This is a genomic window from Reyranella sp. GW821-FHT14A01, from assembly GCF_058803965.1.
In genome coordinates, this window is record NZ_JBXAPM010000009.1 from 118,324 (window position 1) to 137,659 (window position 19,336).

Consider the following 19,336-nt stretch of genomic DNA (forward strand, 5'->3'; position numbering starts at 1 on the left):
GAATGTCGAGCGTAATGCGCCTGGTCGATCCCCGTTTCCTTCTCGCCGCCGTCCTTTTGACGGTCTCCCTTTCCGGCTGCGATATCTTCGACAAGAAGAAGGTGCCGCTGCCCGGCGAGCGCATCTCGGTGCTGGGCGATCGCAAGGACCTCGAACCCGACAGCGATGTCGCAAGCATGCAGGTCGTGCTGCCGCCGCCGACGGTGAACGAGTCGTGGCCGCAGTCCGGCGGCTTCGCCAACAACGCGATGCACAACCTGGCGGTCGGCACCTCGCCGCAGGTCATCTGGACGGCCGATGTCGGCTCGGGCAGCAGCTCGACCCGCATCCTGACCACGCCGCCGGTCGTCGCCGAGGGCAAGGTGTTCGCCAAGGATGCGCAGAGCACGGTTTCGGCCTTCAACGCCGATACCGGCGCCTTGTTGTGGAGGGTCACGCTGGCACCGGAGAAGGCGCGCGACTCCGACGAGTTCGGCGGCGGGCTCGCCTATTACGGCGGCAAGCTGTTCGTGACGACGGGCTTTGCCATGGTCTATTCGCTCGACCCGAATACCGGCAAGGAAGACTGGAATTCCAGCGTCAGCGCGCCGGTCCGCGGTTCGCCGCTGGTGTTCAACGACCGCGTCTTCGTCATCGCCATCGACAACAAGCTGCACGCGCTGGCTGCATCCGACGGATCGGACCTCTGGCAGTTCGCCGGCCTGCAGGAATCGTCGGGGTATGTCGGCGGCAACAGTCCGGCCGGTTCCGGCGAAACGATCGTGGCACCCTTCACGTCGGGCGAAGTCGCGGCCTTGCGCGCCGACAACGGCCGGACGATCTGGAACGATTCGCTGATCGGTCCGCGCGCGGACATCCGCGCCTTCGGCAACCTGGCCGATATTCGCGGCCGTCCCGTGATCGACCGCGGCCTCGTGATCGCCATGGGCTCGGCCGGCCAGATCGCCGGTATCGACCTGCGCTCGGGCCAGCGGCAGTGGGACCGCAATATTGGCGGCAGCCAGACGCCATGGGCAGCCGGCCGCTTCCTCTTCGTGGTCACCGGCAATGCCGACGTGGTCGCGATGGTTCGCGATACCGGCAAGGTCCGCTGGGTCACGCCGCTCACCCAGTACGAAGACGCCCAGAAGCATGTGCCGGTCCTGTGGGGCGGCCCGGTGCTGGCGGGTGACCGTCTTCTGTTGACCAGCTCGCTGGGCGACCTGGTGGCCGTCTCGCCCTACACCGGCGAGATCATGGGCAAGGTCGACCTGCGCGACCGCGTGCGCCTCGGCCCGGTCATCGCCAACAGGACCATCTACGTCCTGTCAGACTCCGGGCGACTCATTGCCCTCCGCTGAAGACCGGTCCCCAACCCCGGGGCTGCGCCGCGTCGCCATCGTCGGCCGCCCCAATGTCGGCAAGTCCACGCTGTTCAACCGGCTGGCCGGCCGCCGTCGCGCCATCGTCGACGATACGCCCGGCGTCACGCGTGACGTGCGTGAGCAGCCGGCGCAGCTGGGTGATCTCGCCTTCATGCTCCTCGACACCGCCGGGTGGGAAACCGCTGGCGGCGAGGCCCTCGAAGCGCGGATGCGTCGCTTCACCGAGCGGGCGATCGAAGGCTCTGACGTCGTTCTCTTCCTGATCGACGCGCGCGCCGGAATCCTGCCGCTCGACCAGAGCTTCGCGAGCTGGCTGCGCAAGCGATCTGCCAAGGTGATCCTGGTCGCCAACAAGTGCGAGGGTCGCGCCGGCGCGCAGGGCCTTGCCGAGGCGCACGGGCTGGGCCTCGGCGAACCGATCCCGGTCTCGGCCGAGCACGGCGAGGGCCTGAGCGACCTGCATGAAGCCCTGGGTCGGCACATCGAGCCGATGCCCGACGAGGACGAGGCGGCCGACGCCGACGCGAGCGATCCCGATCTCGATGACGTCCCGGAAGGCCGGCCGCTGCTGCTGGCCATCGTCGGCCGGCCGAATGTCGGCAAGTCGACTCTGCTCAACCGGCTGGTCGGCGAGGAACGGGTCCTCACCGGACCCGAGGCCGGCATCACGCGCGATTCGATCCGGGTCGAGTGGGAGTGGCGGGGCCGGCCGGTGCGTCTGGTCGACACTGCCGGCATGCGCCGCCGCAGCCGCATCGAAGCCAAGCTGGAAGCCGCCTCGGTGGCCGACACGCTCGACACGATCCGGCTGGCTGACGTGGCCGTGGTGGTGCTGGACGCCGCCGACATGGCCGAGAAGCAGGACCTCAACATCGCCGGCTGGGTGATCGAGGAGGGCCGCGCGCTGGTCATCGCGGTCAACAAGACCGATTTGCTGGCCGACGACCAGTCCGGCTCGGCGAAGCAATGGCGCAAGCTGCGCGACCGGCTGGAGATGTCGTTCTCGCAAGTCAAGGACGTGGCCATCGTCGGCTTCTCGGCGCTGACCGGACGCGGCGTCGAGCGTTTGCTGCCCAAGGTGTTCGAGACCTACGAGATCTGGAACAAGCGCATCACGACGCCCAAGCTCAATCGCTGGCTGCGCGAGATGGAGACGCTGCATCCGCCGCCGCTCGCCAGCAACGGCCGCCGCATCCGCTTGCGCTTCATGACCCAGATCAAGCGCCGGCCGCCGACCTTCATCCTGTCGGTCAGCCAGCCGGAAGAGCTGGGCAACGACTATCTGCGCTTCCTGACGAACCGCCTGCGCGACGACTTCGATATGCCGGGCGTGCCGATCCGGCTCAGCATGCGCAAGCCGAAGAACCCCTACGAGGGCCGGCGCAAGCCGCAGCGCTAGGGCTGAGCGCAGCTCAGCCCGCCATCGGCCGCATTGCGGCCGGTGGTTGAGACGCGCCTTGCCCCGGACCGACCTGCTGCCCTAGGTTTAGTTCAAACAAAGTCGAAATAACGAGCTGCACCGCAGCCACCGACGGGATGAAAGGGTTGAACATGGATATCCAGTACGTGGCGCCGAAAACGCTCGATGAAGCGGTTCGGGCCTTTGCTTCGGCGGCAGGCTCGGGGCGGATTCTGGCCGGAGGGACGGACCTCCTGGTGCAGATGCGCAACGGCGTGGTGACGCCGGGCACGATCATCGACATCAAGAAGATCGGCGAGATGACCGCCATCGAGGAAACCGCTGACGGCGGCTTCAAGGTCGGCGCCGCCGTGTCGGGCGCCGTGCTGCGCGAGCATCCGAAGCTCAGCAAGGTCTGGCCGGGTGTCGTGGAGGCCGCCAACCTGATCGGCTCCACCCAGGTGCAGGGCCGGGCCACGGCGGGCGGCAACCTGTGCAATGCCTCGCCGGCCGGCGACAGCGTGCCGGCGATGGTCGCGGCCGGCGCCATCGTCATCATCCAGGGACCGAACGGCCGCCGCGAGGTTCCCGTCGAGAAGGTGCCGAAGGGGCCGGGCCGCCTCAACCTCGAGGCCGGCGAGATCGTCGTGGCTTTCAACCTGCCGGCGCGGCCGAAGGGGTCGAGCGATGCCTACCTGCGCATGATCCCGCGCACCGAGATGGACATCGCCGTCGTGGGCTGCGGCGTCAGCCTGACGATGGACAAGGGAACCTGCACCGCCGCGCGCGTCGGTCTCGGCGCCGTCGCGCCGACGGTGCTGCTGGTCGAGGAGGCCGCCAAGGCGCTCATCGGTTCCAGGCTCGACGACGCGGCGCTGGCCAAGGCCGCCGCCGCCTGCAGCGCCGCCTGCCGTCCCATCGACGACAAGCGCGGCACCATCGCCTATCGCACCAAGGTCGCCGGCGTCCTGCTGAAGCGAACCGCACTGATTGCCGCCGAACGCGCGGGAGGAAAGTAGGACCATGGCAAAGCTCCACGTCTCCACCACGATCAACGGCGAGCCGCATGAATTCCTCTGCGACGCCGAGCAGAGCATGCTCGACGTGCTGCGCGGGCCGCTCGGCCTGACCGGCGCCAAGGAAGGCTGTGGCACCGGCGACTGCGGCGCCTGCACCGTCACCCTGAACGGACGCATCGTCTGCTCCTGCCTGATGCTGGCGGCCGAGGCCGAGGGCCAGCAGATCGGGACCATCGAGGGCATGGCCGGCGAGGAGCTGCACCCGCTGCAGCAGAAGTTCCTCGAATCGGCGGCGCTCCAGTGCGGCATCTGCACGCCGGGCGTGCTGATGGCCGCCAAGGCCCTGCTCGAAAAGAATCCCGATCCGACCGAGCACGAAGTGCGCTTCTGGCTGGCCGGCAACCTGTGCCGCTGCACCGGTTACGACAAGATCGTCCGCGCCGTGATGGAAACCGCTGCCGAAATGAGGGCCGCACAATGAGCACGATTGGGACCACCGACACCGCCAACGACAACAAGTGGATCGGCAAGCGCACGATCCGTCCCGACGGCGCCGACAAGGTGACGGGCCGCGCGGCCTACGCCGCCGACACGACCATGCCCGGCATGATCTGGGGCAAGGTGCTGCGCAGCCCGCATCCGCACGCGCGCATCAAGTCGATCGACACCAGCAAGGCGGAAGCCCATCCCGGCGTGAAGGCCGTGATGACGGCCAAGGACATCGTCAACTTCCCGCTCGACAAGTCGGTGATGCTGGGCATCCAGGACATGCGCTGGATGTGCCGCAACGTCATGGCGCGCGAGAAGGCGCTGTTCGCCGGCCATCCGGTGGCGGCGGTCGCGGCCATCAGCGAGAAGGTGGCGGCGGAAGCCTGCAAGCTGATCAAGGTCGAGTACGAGGTCCTGCCGTTCGTGATCGACGTCGAGGAGGCGATGAAGCCCGAGGCGCCGATCCTGCACGACTTCATCAAGTACAAGGACAAGCCGTCGAACATCGCCGGCACGCTGGAGCACAAGCTGGGCGATATCGGCGAGGGCTTCGCCAAGGCCGACGTCGTGATCGAGCGCAGCTTCCGCACCCAGCCGGTGCACCAGGGCTATATCGAGCCGCATGCCTGCCTGGTCAGCGTCTCCGACGGCAAGGCCACGATCTGGAGCTCCAGCCAGGGCCAGTTCATGGTCCGCGCCATGTGCGCCTACCTGACGGGTCTGCCGCAGAACGACATCCGCGCCATCCCCGCCGAGATCGGCGGCGGCTTCGGCGGCAAGACCATCATCTACCTGGAGCCGCTGGCGCTGATCCTGGCCAAGAAGTCCGGCCGTCCGGTGAAGATGACCATGAGCCGCGCCGAGGTGTTCCATGCCTCGGGCCCGACCTCGGGCTCCTACAGCAAGGTCAAGCTGGGCGCGACCAAGGACGGCAAGCTGGTGGCAGCACAAGGCACCTTCTGCCTGCAGGCCGGCGCACTACCGGGCTCGCCGATCCGCGGCGCGGCCGGCTGCGCCTTCGCGCCCTATGACATCCCGAACGTGCACTCGTTCGGCTTCGACGTTGTGTCCAACCGCTCCAAGGTCGCGGCCTATCGCGCACCGGGCGCGCCGATCGGCGCTTACGGCGTCGAGTGCGTCATGGACGAGCTGGCCGAGGCGCTGAAGATGGATCCGCTGGAGTTCCGTCTGAAGAACGCGGCCAAGCAGGGCACCAAGGCGGCGCACGGTCCCGTCTATCCGCGCATCGGCTTCGTCGAGACCATCGAGGAGGCGAAGAAGCACGAGCATTACACGACGCCGCTGCCCAAGGCGACCAACGGCAAGCTCTACGGCCGCGGCGTGGCCTCGGGCTTCTGGTTCAATGCCGGCGGCGAGTCGAGCGCGCAGGTCAACATCAACGAGGACGGCACGGTGGTGGTGATCACCGGCCATCCCGACATCGGCGGCTCGCGCGCCTCGACGGCCAACATCACCGCCGAGATCCTGGGCATCGACTACAAGAAGGTCTCGGTGCTGATCGGCGACACCAGCGTCATCGGCTTCAGCAACCTGACCGGCGGCAGCCGCGTGACCTATGCCTCCGCCATGGTGGTGACGCAGTCGACGGAGCGGGTGATCACCCAGCTGCGCGAACGCGCCGCCAAGATCTGGAAGATCGATCCCGACGCGGTCGTCTGGGAGAATGGCGAGGCTCGTCCGGCCGGCGACAATGCCGGCAAGTTCGAGCCTCTGTCCCTGGGCCAGATCGCGGCCCAGGCCAGCGCGACCGGCGGGCCCATTGGGGCCGGCCAGCAGCTCAACACCACGGGCGCCGAAGGCGGCTTCGCCACCCATGTCTGCGACGTCGAGGTCGACCCCGACCTCGGCATCGTGCGCGTGCTGCGCTACACGGCAGTCCAGGATGTCGGCCGCGCGATCCATCCCAGCTACGTCGAAGGCCAGATCCAGGGCGGCGCCGCCCAGGGCATCGGCTGGGCGCTGAGCGAGGAGTACATCTTCAACAAGGACGGCAAGCTCGATAATCCGAGCTTCCTCGACTACCGCATGCCGGTCTGCTCCGACCTGCCGATGCTCGATTCGGTGATCCTCGAGATCCCCAATCCGAAGCATCCGCAGGGCGTGCGCGGCGTCGGCGAGGTGCCGCTGGTGCCGCCGCTGGCGGCCGTGTCGAACGCGGTCTACGACGCGCTCGGACGCCGCTTCTACAGCCTGCCGATGTCGCCGCCGAAGATCCTGGCGACGATGGACATGGCGGCCGAGTAGGGGACTGCAGCCCTCCGGGGAGCCTCCCGGAGGGCCATAAACCGTGGCGAGATGTGCGCTCGTGCAGCTGACACGGGCTCCTGTTGCTGCCTAGGATCGAACCCTCGGCTCCACGGGGGTGACGATGCCGACAGATACGCCTGACGATGGTGCGCCGGCCGCCCGGACTCGGATCACGGCTTATCAAGGTTTCGAGACGACAACGAAGTGGCTGGAGCTGCTTCGCAAGGCCTGCGTCTCGATCGCGGTGGTGCTGGCGATCTCGATCGTCACGATCCTGATCGTCCGTGAAGCCAGCGAGGAGGGGATCGTCATCGATCCGGTGATCGTCCAGCTCAACGATCCGAAGGAGCCGCTGACGCCCGAACTGGCGGCCCTGTTTATCGCCAAGCATATCGACGGCATCCAGCGCAGCGGTGTCGACGAATGGCGCAAGCTCTATGTCGACCAGTCGCCCAATCCCATCGACCTCCAGATACCCGGCGCGCCGCTCACCCTGCGCACCGGTGTGAAGGAAATCGCCGGATTGCTGGGCTTCAAGCGGCCGACGCTCAAGATATCCATCGTCGCGCGCCGGACGGTGCCGGTGCTGGCGGCTTCCATCGGCATCGTCGGCAATCCTGCGGCGCGGGCGTCCTGCGAGGACGAGGCCGATGCCAACGGCATGGAGCGGATCTTCGCCTGCCTGGCGCTGAACGCCGTGATCTTCATCGACCCGAAGGTGGCGGCGTCGCATGTCTTCGATGCGGAAGAGAAGGGCTGCAACGGCCTCGACACCGACTTGCCGGAGCGGCCGACCGCGCTCGAGCGCGAACAGCACCGCATCCAGAGCCGGCGCACGCGCTGCGGCTTCGTCCGGACCCAGGAGCTGATCGCCAAGGTGCTGCAGGGCGGGCGCGCCGAGGATCTTCCCTGGGTGCCCTATGTCTACGGCAAGATCCATCTGGCGCGTGCCCGGGCCCTGGCCGGCATCGACCAGGAACAGCTGATCGGCGAGCTCGACCAGGCGATCGGCCGCTTCACGAGCACCAGCACCCAGCTGCCGACCTCGACGAGCGCGATCGCCATCCTGTTCGAAGCCTATGTCCGCAAGGGCATCGCCATCCATGAATCGACGGCGAACTTCGACTGGAGCGACGATCCGGCGTCGACGCTGCAATGGCGGTTCTGGCTCGCCGAATCGACGTTCAACGATGCCGCCAGCCAGTTGAAGCGCCTGCCGGCGCGGCGCAGCCAGGAACTGGACACGCTGGTCCAGCGCATCGAAGGCGCCCTCTACTACCGGCAATGGATGATCGCCGCACACCGGCGGCTAAGGTCGGGGGAGGCGACCGTCGGACTGGGGAACGAGGAGGAGCTGGTGGTCTTGCGGCGGTCGGCGGAGAAATATGCGGCGGCCGGCCGCTACGTGAAGACCGCGTCGCTGTTCATGGACTGGGGCAATTCGCTGCGCGCGCTGGGCAAGTTCGACGAGGCGGCGGACCTGTATCTTCGCGCGGCGGACCTTGCGCCCGACGATTTCGGGCCCCGCATCAATGTCGCGGTCGCCTATCTGGAGCGCGTGAAATATGGGTCATCGCCTGCCGAGCCGCTGCATGTGCTGATCGCGCTGGGCGCTGCCTCGAATTACTTCGCCTGGATCTCGGGCGGCACGCCGTTCGACGGTTTCCTCAACAGGATCGAGGCGGCGCTCGCCAATACAGGGACTTTGGGCGATCTGGCCCTGTTCCAGTCCTGCCGGCCGCGGCCGCAGGGCGCCTCCGAGTTGGAGCGGATGGCGTATCTCGCTGCAGCAAAGAACTGTGTCGACCGGGTGATCGCCCAAGCCAACGCCCGCGTGATGAATGCGCCGCGCCTGCCGGTGCAGCAACAGCGGCTTTAATTGACGCTCGCGCGGCGTTGCAGGGCTTCGTCGCCGGCGATCCATTCGCCGTTCAGCGTGCAGCTCGGCATCGCGAGCTGGATCAGCGACTCGGCGTGGGCTTCGGGCGGGATCTGCTGGGCCTCGTCCTCGCCCGGAAAGGCCTCGCGACGCATGAAGGTGCGGGTCGGACCGGGATTGAAGAGGTTCGCCTTCACCTGGGTGTGCGCGACCTCGGCGGCATAGATGCCGACCATCATGTCCAAAGCGGCCTTGCTGGTGGCATAGGCGCCCCAATAGGGGATGATCCGGCGCGAAACGCCCGAGGTGACGAAGATCGCGCGGCCGGCGTCGGAGCGGCGCAGCAACGGGTCCATCGAGCGGATCAGGCGCCAGTTGGCGGTGACGTTCACCGCCATCACCTGCTCGAACACCTTGGGTTCGAAATGGCCCATCGGCGAGAGCGTACCCAGGATGCCGGCATTGCCCAGCAGCACGTCGAGACGGCCGAAGCGATCGAAGAGGGCCTGTCCCAGCCGGTCGATCCCGGGTCCGTCGGTAACGTCGAGCGGCACCAGGGTGGCAGTGCCGCCGATCGCCTTGATCCGGTCGTCGACTTCCTCGAGGCCGCCCACCGTGCGGGCGACCAGCACGCAATGCGCGCCTTCGGTGGCGTAGGCCAGGGCCGTCGCCGCACCTAGGCCGCGCGATGCGCCCGTGATCAGCGCGACGCGTCCGGCGAGGCGGCCGACGGTGGCTTCGGTCATCGCTGCGACCTCAGGCCGATTCGACGAGGAGGGAGAGCTGGCGATCCTCGACGCCGGTGACGTCGTCGAGTTCGATCGGGTAGTCGCCCGTGAAACAGGCGTCGCAGAAGGCGGGTGCCGCGGGATCGCGGCCGGCGGGCAGGCCCATGGCGCGGTAGAGGCCGTTGATCGAAACGAAGGCGAGCGAATCGACGCCGATGAACTTCGCCATGCCGGCGACGTCGTAGCGCGAGGCCAGCAGCTTGTCCTTGTCCGGTGTGTCGATGCCGTAGAAGCAGGGGTCGGTCGTCGGCGGCGCCGCGATGCGCATATGGACTTCCTTAGCGCCGGCGTTGCGCACCATCTCGACGATCTTCATCGAGGTCGTGCCGCGGACGATCGAATCGTCGACCAGGATCACGCGCTTGCCCTCGATATGGGCGCGGTTGGCATTGTGCTTCAGGCGCACGCCGAGATGGCGGATATGGTCGGCCGGCTCGATGAAGGTGCGGCCGACATAGTGGTTGCGGATGATGCCGAGCTCGAACGGCAGGCCGGACTGAGCGGCATAGCCGATGGCGGCGGGCACGCCGGAATCCGGCACCGGCACGACGACGTCGGCCGGCACGGGGCTTTCCTTGGCCAGTTCCATGCCGATGCGCTTGCGCGCGTCGTAGACGCCGACGCCCTCGACCTTCGAATCGGGTCGCGCGAAGTAGATGTGCTCGAACACGCAGAAGCGGCGCTTCTGCTTGGCGAACGGCTTGATGGAGCGCAGCCCGTTGCCGTCGACGATCACGATCTCGCCCGGCTCAACGTCGCGCACGAAGCGGGCGCCGAGGATGTCGAGCGCACAGCTCTCGGACGTCAGGATCCAGGCATCCTCAAGCCGGCCGATCACCAGGGGCCGCACGCCCAGCGGGTCGCGCACGCCGATCAGGGACTCGTTGGTCAACAGCAGGAGAGAGTAGGCGCCCTTGACCCGGCCCAGCGCGTCGATCAGCCGGTCGACGACGGTCGAGTAGTTGGAGCGGGCGATCAGGTGGTTGATGACTTCGGTATCGGTGGTCGACTGGAAGAGGCAGCCGATGCGCACCAGCTCCTTGCGCAGGAGGTAGGCGTTGGTGAGATTGCCGTTATGCGCCAGCGCGAGGCCGCCGAAGTCGAAATCGGCGAAGATCGGCTGGATGTTACGGTCCGAGGAGCCGCCGGTCGTGGCGTAGCGGTTGTGGCCGATCGCGGAGTAGCCGACCAGCTTCTCCATGATGGCCTGGGTGCCGAAGATGTCGCCGACCAGGCCGGCGGCGCGGTGATTGTGGAAAAGTCGGCCATCGAAGGTGACGATGCCGGAGGCTTCCTGACCGCGATGCTGCAGGGCGTGCAGACCCAGCGCGGAATGGGCGGCGGCATCCGACGTCCCGTAGATGCCGAACAACGCACATTCCTCGTGAAATTTATCGTCGAGGGTGTCGTCGGAGCGTTTCGGGGTGCTAAGCACGGCGGGGTTATAGCTGGGGTGTCGCCCCGACGCTATCAAGGATAACTCACTGCGGCGGTTTGGTTTCGCCGGGGCTCGTCGGTGCGGCAGACGGTGCAGGCGGCGGCGCAGCCGGCGCCGCGTCCGTGCGGGCCGGCGGCGTAATCGTGCCGCTTTCCATACCCGGCCGCTGCAGCCGGTTGCGGAAACCGGTGGGCAGGTAGGGCTCCACGAAGGTCGCCATCTCGCGGATCATCGGGAAACTGGCGGCGCCCTCGACGGCGGGCGGCAGCTGACGCGGCCCCAGATAGCCGTAGAACAGGAAGGCGGCGCCCATCGCGACCCAGGCGCACAGCACGCCGAAGCCCGCGCCCAGGATCTTGTCGGGCTTGCCCAGCGGGCTGGACCGGATCGAGCGGGAAAGCACGCTGGTCAGCATGATCAGCACGATCAATGCGGCCACGAAGACGACCAGCAGGGAGATGAAATAGGAAAGCTCGGCGCTGCCGACGACCTTCAGGACCTCGGGTTCGACCACCTTGGAAAAGCGCCAGGCCACCCAGCCCGCGGCAATCCACGAGGCGATGAACAGGACGGCATGGGCAAAGCCCGTGGACAGGCCGATGGCCGCGCCGAACACGGCGATGGCGATCACGGCGACATCGAAAACGGTAATTCCCAGCTGTTCCATCGACCCTGTTGCCCTAGTCCTGATCCTGATCGCGGCGGCGGCCCCCGGACCCTTCCGGGGACCCCTCGCGCCGGCCACGTTTTAGTGGCCGATCGGCCGGTTGGAAACGCGCCACAAGGTCCGATAGATGCTCAATTTCGTCAATGGCGATGCCCTCCGGTGCACGCGGAGCAGGCCCTGAGCCACTGCGAACCTGCGGTATGAGTGCACTGCGGAAGCCGAGCTTGGCCGCCTCGCGCAGGCGGGCCTCGCGCTGCCCGACCGGCCGGACCTCGCCGCCGAGGCCGATCTCGCCGAATACGACCATGTCGCCCGGGACCTGCTCGTCGGCGAGCGAAGAGACGACCGCCGCCGCCACGGCGAGGTCGGCTGCCGGCTCGCCGATCCTGAGGCCGCCCGCCACGTTCAGATAGACGTCGTTGGCGCCGACCGTGACGCCGCAGCGGGCCTCCAGGACGGCCAGCACCATGGCGAGGCGGTTCGAATCCCAGCCGACCACGGCGCGGCGGGGCGTGGCGAGCGAGGAGGGGCTGACCAATGCCTGGATCTCGACCAGGAGTGGCCGTGTGCCCTCGATGCCGGCGAAAACACAGGTACCCGAGACGTGGCCGCGCCGATCCGCGAGGAACAGCGCCGAGGGATTGGCGACGTCGGACAGGCCGCGGTCGGACATCTCGAAGACGCCGATCTCGTCGGTCGGGCCGAAGCGGTTCTTGACCGTGCGCAGGATGCGGAACTGATGGCCGCGCTCGCCTTCGAAATAGAGCACGGTGTCGACCATGTGCTCGAGAACGCGGGGGCCGGCGATGGCGCCGTCCTTGGTGACATGGCCGACCAGCAGCACCGCGATGCCGCGCCGCTTGGCCAGTTCGACCAGCGCCTGCGCCGAGGCCCGCACCTGGGTGACCGTGCCGGGCGTCGAATCGACCGTGTCGAGCCACATGGTCTGGATCGAATCGATGACCGCCACCTTGGGCGCGTCCGGCCGTTCCAGGGACGCCACGATGTCGCGCACCGATGTGGCGGCGACCAGCTGGACCGGCGCATCGGCCAGGCCCAGCCGCTCGGCGCGCAGGCGCACCTGGTCGACGGCCTCTTCGCCGGAGATGTACGCACAGGCGGTATGCTGTTTGGCGAGCGCCGCCGCCATCTGCAGCAGCAGGGTCGACTTGCCGATACCGGGATCGCCGCCGATCAGCAGCGCCGAGCCGACGACCAGCCCGCCGCCGCACACGCGGTCGAATTCGTTGATGCCGCTCCTGAGGCGCGGCGGCTGCGGCGTCGAGCCGGTGAGGCCCGTGAACTCGAGCAGCCGGCCCTTGCCGCGACGGGCCATGCCGCCGCCGGCCGGGCCGGGCGCGGGCGCCGCTTCCTCGACGATCGTGTTCCACTCGCCGCAGGACTCGCAGCGACCGCTCCATTTGCTCGTGGTGGCGCCACAGGATTGGCACACGTAGCTCTTGAGCGGGCGCGCCATCAGTGCAGCTCCCGCTTCGAGAGGCACCAGCCGTCGCAATGCAGCCAGCAGCTCGCGTCGGCTGCGTGGCGATCGCGGCGCAGGCTGCGCACGGCAGCCTGACCGACGGGATCTGCGACGGCCCGGTCGATCGCCGCCTCGTCTTCGGGCCTGCGGGCCCCGGCGCAGGGATAGAACGCGACCCAGCCGGCCGAGCGCGCCGAGAAGCGGTCGCCCCGGCGGTCGAGGCGCAGCATGAAGCCGCCACGTCGGGTAGACCCCGTCATCGGCAGTAGCATCCTGCCGCCGTCGGCCAGCGCGTCGAGCCACCAGCCTTGCGGTGTGGTCGCGCCGGCAAAGGCCACGATCACGTCCCATCGGCCTTCGATCGGATGGTTCGCGTCACCCGGATGGACCTGCGCATGGGGCCAGGCCGCGAGATTGCGCTGCGCCAGGGCCGCGAGCGGTTCGTCGATCTCGATGGCGTCGACCCGGCCCTTCGGCCCGGCGAGTTGGGCGAGGATCGCGGTGTAATAGCCCGATCCAGCGCCAAGCTGCAGAACACGCGAACCCCGCGTGATGTCGATGCGGTCGAAGTGGCGTGCCCACAGCATGGGTTCGCCGATATTGAGGCCGCGGCTCTCGTCGAGCGCCACCAGGACGTTGTGATAGAGCCGGCGCGGATCGGCATCCGAGGTCGTCCAATAGCCGTCGGCAAAGTGGAAGATGCGCCAAGGGCCGGGGCCGGCGAAATTCTCGCGCGGCACGGTGGCGAACGCGTCGACCACGCGCTCGTCCCCGAGATGGCAGGCCGCGCGAAGTTCCTCGGCGAACCAGCGCCGCACGTCGACGAGGCCGGGCCGATGATCGACCACGGTCAGAGCTTCCGGACCTGCATCCGGATCGGGCCCTCGGCCCGGCCGTGGATGAACTGGTCGACATGGGCGTTGCCCGAGCGGTCGATGTCCGCGACGGGACCCTGCCAGATCAGCTTGCCCTCATGCAGCATGGCGACGCGGTGGCCGATCTTGCGGGCGCTCGCCATGTCGTGGGTGATGGAGACCGCCGTCGCACCGAGGTCGCTGACGCATTTCACGATCAGGTCGTTGATGACGTCGGCCATGATCGGATCGAGACCGGTCGTCGGCTCGTCGAAGAAGATGATCTCGGGCGCGCGGGCGATGGCGCGGGCCAGGGCCACGCGCTTCTGCATGCCGCCCGACAGTTCCGAGGGGAAGAGCTCGCCGATCTCGGGGCCGAGACCGACCGCGCCCAGCTTGGCGATTGCGACCTCTCGCGCCTGCGCCGGCGCCATGCCGTCGCTCTGAATGGGACCGAAGGCAACGTTCTCCCAGACGCGCAGCGAATCGAACAGCGCACCGCCCTGGAACAGCATGCCGAACTTGCGCATGACGCGCGCTCGATTGCGATCGGAGAAGTCCTTGGTCTCCTCGCCGTCGATCCGGATCGAACCATTGTCCGGCCGCATGAGGCCCAGGATGCACTTCAGCAGCACCGACTTGCCGGTGCCCGAGCCGCCGATCACCACCATCGACTCGCCCGGCGCCACGTCGAGTTCGATGCCCTGCAGCACCTTCTTCGGCCCGAAAGCCTTGGTGAGGCCGCGCAGCGAGATCTTGGGGGAGGCCATGAGGCGGGAGCCGATCAGCGCGCGAAGAAGGCTTCGGTGATGAAATAGTTGAAGGTCAGGATCAGGATCGAGGCCGAGACCACGGCGCTGGTTGTCGCCATGCCGACGCCCTGGGCGCCGCCGCGCGACGTGTAGCCGTGGTAGCAGCCCATCAGGGTGATCAGGAAACCGAACACCGCCGCCTTCACCAGGCCCGAGAAGACGTCCTGGAACTGCAGGAAGTCCATCGTATTGCGCAGGTAGGCCGCGTCGTTGAAATCGAGCTTGTAGACGCCGACCAGGAAGCCGCCCAGCACGCCGATGATGTCGGCGATCAGCACCAGGAACGGCAGGGTGATGACGCCGGCAATCAACCGCGGCACCACCAGGTACTTGAACGGGTCGGTCGAGAGGGTGGTGAGCGCATCGATCTGCTCGGTGACGCGCATGGTGCCGATCTCGGCGGCCATGGCGGCGCCGACCCTGCCGGCGACCATCAGGCCGGCCAACACGGGGCCCAGTTCGCGGGTCAGCGACACGACGACGACATTGGGGATCGCGCTCTCGGCGGAGAAGCGCGCGAAGCCGGTGTAGCTTTGCAGCGCCAGCACCATGCCGGTGAAGATGGCGGTGAGGCCGACCACGGGCAGCGAGTAGTAGCCGATCTCCATGATCTGCCGCAGGATCTGCTGGCGGTACCAGGGCGGCTGCACGGCCTGACGGATCGCCTGGAAGGCAAACGCCGTGACGCTGCCGATCGCCTCCAGGAAGGCGAGCGTCATGCGCCCCAACATCGTCACCAGCGGAATGGTCACGCCGTCTCTCCCGTCTCTTCGGCCGGGACGTCGGCGTAACTGTCGGCGTAAGCGTCGACATAGGCGCGATGATAGCGCCGTCCGAGCGCGGTCATGATCTCGTAGGCGTTCGTCCTGGCATGGTCGGCCAGGTCGTCGGGCGTGAGATGCGGGCCCAGCACCTCGACCATGGCGCCGGGCTGGCAGTCGGCCTCCGGCACGTCGGTCACGTCGATGGTCACGAGATCCATGGAGATACGGCCGATCACGGGCACGGTGTGCCCGGCGAGATGCATGTGGGTGCGGTTGACGAGGTTACGGAAATAGCCGTCCGCATATCCCAGCGCAATCGTGGCGATCCGGCTCGGCCGCGCCGAGCGCCAGGCGCCGCCATAGCCGACCGTCTGGAAGGCATCGATCCGGCGGGTCTGCAGGATGTGCGCATGTAGCGTCACGACGGGCAGCATCGGGTTCGACTGGCCGGGCAGGGGATTGATGCCGTAGAGCGCCGCGCCCGGGCGCAACAGGTCGAAATGGAAGTCGGGCCCCAGGAAGATGCCCGAGGAATTGGCGAGGGAGGTCGGCGCGCCCGGCATTGCCCGCACGAAGGTGCGGAAGCGCGAGAGCTGCTCGCCGTTGACCGGGTTCGCCGTGTCCTCCGACGCCACGAGGTGGCTCATGATCAGGGCAAGCCGCAGGCCGCGCAGCCGGCCCCGCTCGTTGATCAGGACCTGGGCGTCCTCTGCACCGAAGCCCAGTCGGTGCAGGCCGGTGTCGAGATGCACGACGGCGTCCAGCGCCTGGTTGAAGCGTTGGGCGGCCGCCCGCCAGGCATTGAGCTGCGCCAGGTGGTTGAGTACCGGGATGAGCCGGTGCTCGACGAAGTCCGGCTCGCTGCCCGGAAGCAGTCCGTTCAGCACGTAGATCGGCGGCTCGGGGAGCACGCGGCGGAGGGCAATTCCCTCGTCGATATGGGCCACGAAGAAATGCCGGCAGCCCTCGGCGGCCAGCCGGGCGCCCACCACGGCGGCGCCGGTGCCGTAGGCATCGGCCTTCAGGACGGCGGCGCAATCGACCGGCCGGCCGGTCGCGCGGCCGGCATCGCGCAGCCCGCGCCAGTTGGCCGCTATCGCCCCCAGGTCGATGGAAAGGATTGCGCCGGCCCGTCGCGCCGCGTCGTCGTCACCAGAAATTGACACGTCGCGACTTTAGAACGCCGATACCGGCTCGTCAGCAACGCCGTCGAGGTTGCCGAACTTCGTGAACCGGCCTTCGAACGACAGGCGCACGATGCCTGTAGGACCGTGGCGCTGCTTGGCCACGATGACCTCGGCCTTGCCGTAGGTTTCCTCGCAGCGCTGCTTCCAGGCGTCGTGGCGCTCGTTGAACTTCTGGTCGCTCTCCTCGGCGCGCCGCGCCGGCTCGGTGCGGGTGAGGTAGTACTCCTCGCGATACACGAACATGACGACGTCGGCGTCCTGCTCGATCGAGCCCGATTCACGCAGGTCGGCGAGCTGCGGACGCTTGTCCTCGCGTTGCTCGACGGCGCGCGAGAGCTGGGACAGGGCCACCACCGGCACGTCGAGTTCCTTGGCCAACGTCTTCAGGCCGCGGGTGATCTCCGAGACCTCCTGCACGCGGTTCTCCTGCCGGCTCTTGCCCGACGGATTGAGGAGCTGGAGGTAGTCGACGATGATCAGGCCGAGGCCATGTGTCCGCTTCAGCCGGCGGGCGCGGGTGCGCAGCGCGGCGATGGACAGAGCGGGCGTATCGTCGATGAAGAAGTTGAGGTGCTCGAGTTCCTGGCTGACGTTCAGCACCTTGTCGAACTCGTGGCTGACCATCTCGCCCTTGCGGATCTTCTCCGACGAGAGTTCGGCCTGTTCCGACAGCATGCGGGTGGCGAGCTGCTCGGCGGACATTTCGAGCGAGAAGAAGCCGACCACCGCGCCATCGACCGCCTTGGGGCGGCCGTCGACGATTTCCTCGCGATAGGCCTTCGCCGCGTTGAAGGCGATGTTGGTGGCCAGCGCGGTCTTTCCCATCGACGGGCGGCCGGCGAGGATCAGGAGGTCGGACCTGTGCAGGCCGCCCAGCAGCTGGTCGAGGTTGAACAGGCCCGTCGCCACACCGGTGAGCTTTCCCTCGCGGCCGTAGGCGGCCTCGGCCGCCGTCATGGCCTCGGTGAGGGCCATGCGGAACGGCTTGAAGCCGCCCTCGGTCTGGCCGGTCGTCGCAAGGTCGTAGAGCTTTTTTTCGGCAACCTCGATCTGTTGCAACGCAGTCTCGTCGACGTCGCCCGAGAAGGCGCCGTTCACGACATTCTCGCCGAGATCGATGAGCTGGCGACGCAGGTAAAGGTCGTGAACGGCCCGGCCGAAGGCGGCAGCGTCGATCACGTGCACGGAGGCCGAGACGAGGCGGGCGAGATAGGCCGCGCCGCCGGCTTCCTTCATCGCCGCATCCTGCTCGAAATAGGTCTTGAGCGTGACGGCGCTCACGACCTGGCCGCGTTCGATGAGACGCGTCAGCGAATCGTAGAGCTTGCCGTGCAGCGGATCGGCGAAATGTTCGGGGCGCAGGAACTCCGCCACGCGCTGGTAGGCGGCATTGTTCATGAGGATGGCGCCCAGCAGCCCCTGCTCGGCCTCGAAATTGTGCGGTGGCTCGCGCAGGCGCGTATCTTCCGCACCGGGCAGGCGGGTTACGTTCGAGGACTCTTTAAGCGGCTCCATCACACTGTCTTTGCCCAAGATGGGAGGGGGATCACAGCGCAAAGAATTCAGAGCGAGATTATATCGAGGATTGTTTTCTATTCGGCAGCCATCGAGCCTGCCACGTTCTTCAGGCGTTCTCCAGCCGCCATGTAATCGCGCGTCAGCGGCACCGCGTCCTGCCGGCGGGCGATCTGAATCTGGAAGACCATTTGCTGCATGTAGCGGAAGGCAACCTCGCAGCCGGCGAGATAGAATTCCCACATCCGGCAGAAGCGGTCGTCGTAGCCCGCGAGCTGCTTGATCTGCTCGCGGTTGGCGAGGAAGCGTTCGCGCCAGTGACGCAGGGTTTCCGCATAGTGCAGACGCAGAATCTCGATGTCGGTGACCCACAGGCCTGCCCGCTCGATCGCCGTCAGCACCTCCGACAAAGCGGGGGAGTAGCCACCGGGAAAGATGTATTTGCGCAGCCAGGTGTTGGTGCCGCCCGGCGCTTCCATGCGGCCGATCGAATGCAGCAGCATGACGCCGTCGTCCGCCAGCAACTCCTTCACCTTTTTGAAGTATTCGAGATAGTGGGCCGCGCCGACATGCTCGAACATGCCGACCGAGACGATGCGGTCGTAACGGCCCGGCTCCTCGCGATAGTCGAGCAGCTTGAAGCGGACATGGTCGGCTGCGCCTTCGTCGAGCGCACGGCGGCTCGAAACGCCGTGCTGCTCGCGCGACAGCGTCACACCCGTGACGTCGACGTCGAAGGCGCGCGCAAGATAAAGGCCCATGCCGCCCCAGCCCGATCCGATGTCGAGCACTTTCTGGCCGGGCTTCAGCAGCAGCTTGGCCGCGATATGCTGTTTCTTGTCGGCCTGGGCCGTTTCCAGCGATTCAGCTCCGGTCTTGAAATAGGCGCAGGAATACTGCCGGTCGCGGTCGAGGAAGAAATCGTAGAGTTCGCCCCGCAGATCGTAGTGATGGGCGACGTTCTTCTGCGCCTTGCCGATGGGATTGTACTGTTCCAGCAACCGTAGCCAGCGCTGAACCATATAGGACCAGCGCATGACGCTGGTCGATTCGACGGCGGCGATGTTGCGTCCGAGGAGATCGAGAAGGCCGTAGAGGTCGCCCTCTTCGATGGTAAGCCGACCGTCCATATAGGCCTCGCCCAGGGCGAGGCGCGGCCGGAAGGCGAGCCGGATGCCGGTCCACCGATCATGAATGCGCAAGGTGACGGCGGGACCGGGCTTCGAACCCACGAGGCGATGCGACCGACCGGTCTCATCGACGATGGTCAGTTGGCCTTCGCCCACCACACGGGCAAGGACCTGAGCCAGAAGCACGACCCGCAACTCCTGCTATGTCGGTCGGATGGTAAACCCAACCGCATTTTTGACGCAAAGGCCCTCGTGCAAAATTAACTAGGCCTAAGTGTTA

At 67.2% G+C, this 19,336-nt stretch carries 16 protein-coding genes; 6 read left to right on the forward strand and 10 right to left on the reverse strand.

Annotation, left to right across the window (positions count from 1 at the left end):
• The first annotated feature begins 2 nt into the window (after nt 1-2).
• The 6 genes from AC1ROX_RS17140 to AC1ROX_RS17165 all read left to right on the forward strand — a co-directional run bounded on the left by AC1ROX_RS17140 (nt 3) and on the right by AC1ROX_RS17165 (nt 8,418).
• Nucleotides 3-1,340: an outer membrane protein assembly factor BamB family protein gene (locus tag AC1ROX_RS17140; protein WP_493127257.1), complete on the forward strand. Its 1,338-nt coding sequence runs from the start codon at nt 3-5 to the stop codon at nt 1,338-1,340.
• Nucleotides 1,327-2,763: a ribosome biogenesis GTPase Der gene (gene der, locus AC1ROX_RS17145; protein ID WP_493127259.1), complete on the forward strand. Its 1,437-nt coding sequence runs from the start codon at nt 1,327-1,329 to the stop codon at nt 2,761-2,763. Before AC1ROX_RS17140 ends, der begins: the two co-directional genes overlap by 14 nt.
• A 158-nt stretch (nt 2,764-2,921) precedes the next feature.
• The gene (locus AC1ROX_RS17150; RefSeq protein ID WP_493127657.1) at nt 2,922-3,782 is read left to right on the forward strand and encodes an FAD binding domain-containing protein; all 861 of its coding nucleotides are present in this window, start codon (nt 2,922-2,924) and stop codon (nt 3,780-3,782) included.
• Nucleotides 3,783-3,786: 4 nt separating this feature from the next.
• Nucleotides 3,787-4,263 carry a (2Fe-2S)-binding protein gene (locus tag AC1ROX_RS17155; RefSeq protein WP_493127261.1) on the forward strand — a complete coding sequence of 159 codons (477 nt, stop codon included), beginning with the start codon at nt 3,787-3,789 and terminating at the stop codon, nt 4,261-4,263.
• Complete coding sequence (locus AC1ROX_RS17160; RefSeq protein ID WP_493127263.1) at nt 4,260-6,536, forward strand: xanthine dehydrogenase family protein molybdopterin-binding subunit; 2,277 nt, start codon at nt 4,260-4,262, stop codon at nt 6,534-6,536. The genes AC1ROX_RS17155 and AC1ROX_RS17160 overlap by 4 nt, the downstream gene beginning before the upstream one ends.
• A gap of 124 nt (nt 6,537-6,660) precedes the next feature.
• On the forward strand, nt 6,661-8,418 hold the full coding sequence (locus AC1ROX_RS17165; RefSeq protein ID WP_493127265.1) for a hypothetical protein: 1,758 nt from the start codon (nt 6,661-6,663) through the stop codon (nt 8,416-8,418).
• Here AC1ROX_RS17165 and AC1ROX_RS17170 read toward each other — a convergent pair.
• The 10 genes from AC1ROX_RS17170 to AC1ROX_RS17215 form a co-directional block, all read right to left on the reverse strand.
• Nucleotides 8,415-9,164, reverse strand: a complete 750-nt coding sequence (locus AC1ROX_RS17170) for an SDR family NAD(P)-dependent oxidoreductase (RefSeq protein ID WP_493127267.1) — start codon at nt 9,162-9,164, stop codon at nt 8,415-8,417. The two genes, AC1ROX_RS17165 and AC1ROX_RS17170, sit on opposite strands and share 4 nt — an antisense overlap.
• 10 nt (nt 9,165-9,174) lie before the next feature.
• Complete coding sequence (purF, locus tag AC1ROX_RS17175) at nt 9,175-10,641, reverse strand: amidophosphoribosyltransferase (protein WP_493127269.1); 1,467 nt, start codon at nt 10,639-10,641, stop codon at nt 9,175-9,177.
• 46 nt (nt 10,642-10,687) lie between these two features.
• On the reverse strand, nt 10,688-11,311 hold the full coding sequence (locus AC1ROX_RS17180) for a CvpA family protein (RefSeq protein ID WP_493127271.1): 624 nt from the start codon (nt 11,309-11,311) through the stop codon (nt 10,688-10,690).
• A 13-nt stretch (nt 11,312-11,324) separates the two neighbouring features.
• A complete protein-coding gene (gene radA / locus AC1ROX_RS17185) occupies nt 11,325-12,788 on the reverse strand; it encodes a DNA repair protein RadA (protein WP_493127273.1) in 1,464 nt (487 codons plus the stop codon).
• Entirely contained in the window at nt 12,788-13,642 is an 855-nt protein-coding gene (locus AC1ROX_RS17190) for a protein-L-isoaspartate O-methyltransferase family protein (protein ID WP_493127275.1), read from the reverse strand. The genes radA and AC1ROX_RS17190 overlap by 1 nt, the downstream gene beginning before the upstream one ends.
• A gap of 2 nt (nt 13,643-13,644) precedes the next feature.
• On the reverse strand, nt 13,645-14,418 hold the full coding sequence (locus tag AC1ROX_RS17195) for an ABC transporter ATP-binding protein (RefSeq protein ID WP_493127277.1): 774 nt from the start codon (nt 14,416-14,418) through the stop codon (nt 13,645-13,647).
• Between the two features lie 14 nt (nt 14,419-14,432).
• Nucleotides 14,433-15,212, reverse strand: a complete 780-nt coding sequence (locus AC1ROX_RS17200; RefSeq protein ID WP_493127279.1) for an MlaE family ABC transporter permease — start codon at nt 15,210-15,212, stop codon at nt 14,433-14,435.
• Nucleotides 15,209-16,390, reverse strand: a complete 1,182-nt coding sequence (gene alr / locus AC1ROX_RS17205) for an alanine racemase (protein WP_493127281.1) — start codon at nt 16,388-16,390, stop codon at nt 15,209-15,211. Before alr ends, AC1ROX_RS17200 begins: the two co-directional genes overlap by 4 nt.
• Nucleotides 16,391-16,399: 9 nt before the next feature.
• Nucleotides 16,400-17,926: a replicative DNA helicase gene (locus tag AC1ROX_RS17210; RefSeq protein ID WP_493127283.1), complete on the reverse strand. Its 1,527-nt coding sequence runs from the start codon at nt 17,924-17,926 to the stop codon at nt 16,400-16,402.
• 77 nt (nt 17,927-18,003) lie between these two features.
• Nucleotides 18,004-19,242 carry a class I SAM-dependent methyltransferase gene (locus AC1ROX_RS17215; RefSeq protein WP_493127285.1) on the reverse strand — a complete coding sequence of 413 codons (1,239 nt, stop codon included), beginning with the start codon at nt 19,240-19,242 and terminating at the stop codon, nt 18,004-18,006.
• Nucleotides 19,243-19,336 lie beyond the last annotated feature (94 nt).

Bases quoted from the DNA above. Each gene is read 5' to 3' on its own strand.
- AC1ROX_RS17140 (WP_493127257.1), top strand. From the start codon at position 3: ATGTCGAGCGTAATGCGCCTGGTCGATCCCCGTTTCCTTCTCGCCGCC.
- AC1ROX_RS17155 (WP_493127261.1), top strand. From the start codon at position 3,787: ATGGCAAAGCTCCACGTCTCCACCACGATCAACGGCGAGCCGCATGAA.
- AC1ROX_RS17160 (WP_493127263.1), top strand. From the start codon at position 4,260: ATGAGCACGATTGGGACCACCGACACCGCCAACGACAACAAGTGGATC.
- AC1ROX_RS17165 (WP_493127265.1), top strand. From the start codon at position 6,661: ATGCCGACAGATACGCCTGACGATGGTGCGCCGGCCGCCCGGACTCGG.
- AC1ROX_RS17170 (WP_493127267.1), bottom strand. From the start codon at position 9,164: ATGACCGAAGCCACCGTCGGCCGCCTCGCCGGACGCGTCGCGCTGATC.
- AC1ROX_RS17180 (WP_493127271.1), bottom strand. From the start codon at position 11,311: ATGGAACAGCTGGGAATTACCGTTTTCGATGTCGCCGTGATCGCCATC.
- radA (WP_493127273.1), bottom strand. From the start codon at position 12,788: ATGGCGCGCCCGCTCAAGAGCTACGTGTGCCAATCCTGTGGCGCCACC.
- AC1ROX_RS17195 (WP_493127277.1), bottom strand. From the start codon at position 14,418: ATGGCCTCCCCCAAGATCTCGCTGCGCGGCCTCACCAAGGCTTTCGGG.
- AC1ROX_RS17210 (WP_493127283.1), bottom strand. From the start codon at position 17,926: ATGGAGCCGCTTAAAGAGTCCTCGAACGTAACCCGCCTGCCCGGTGCG.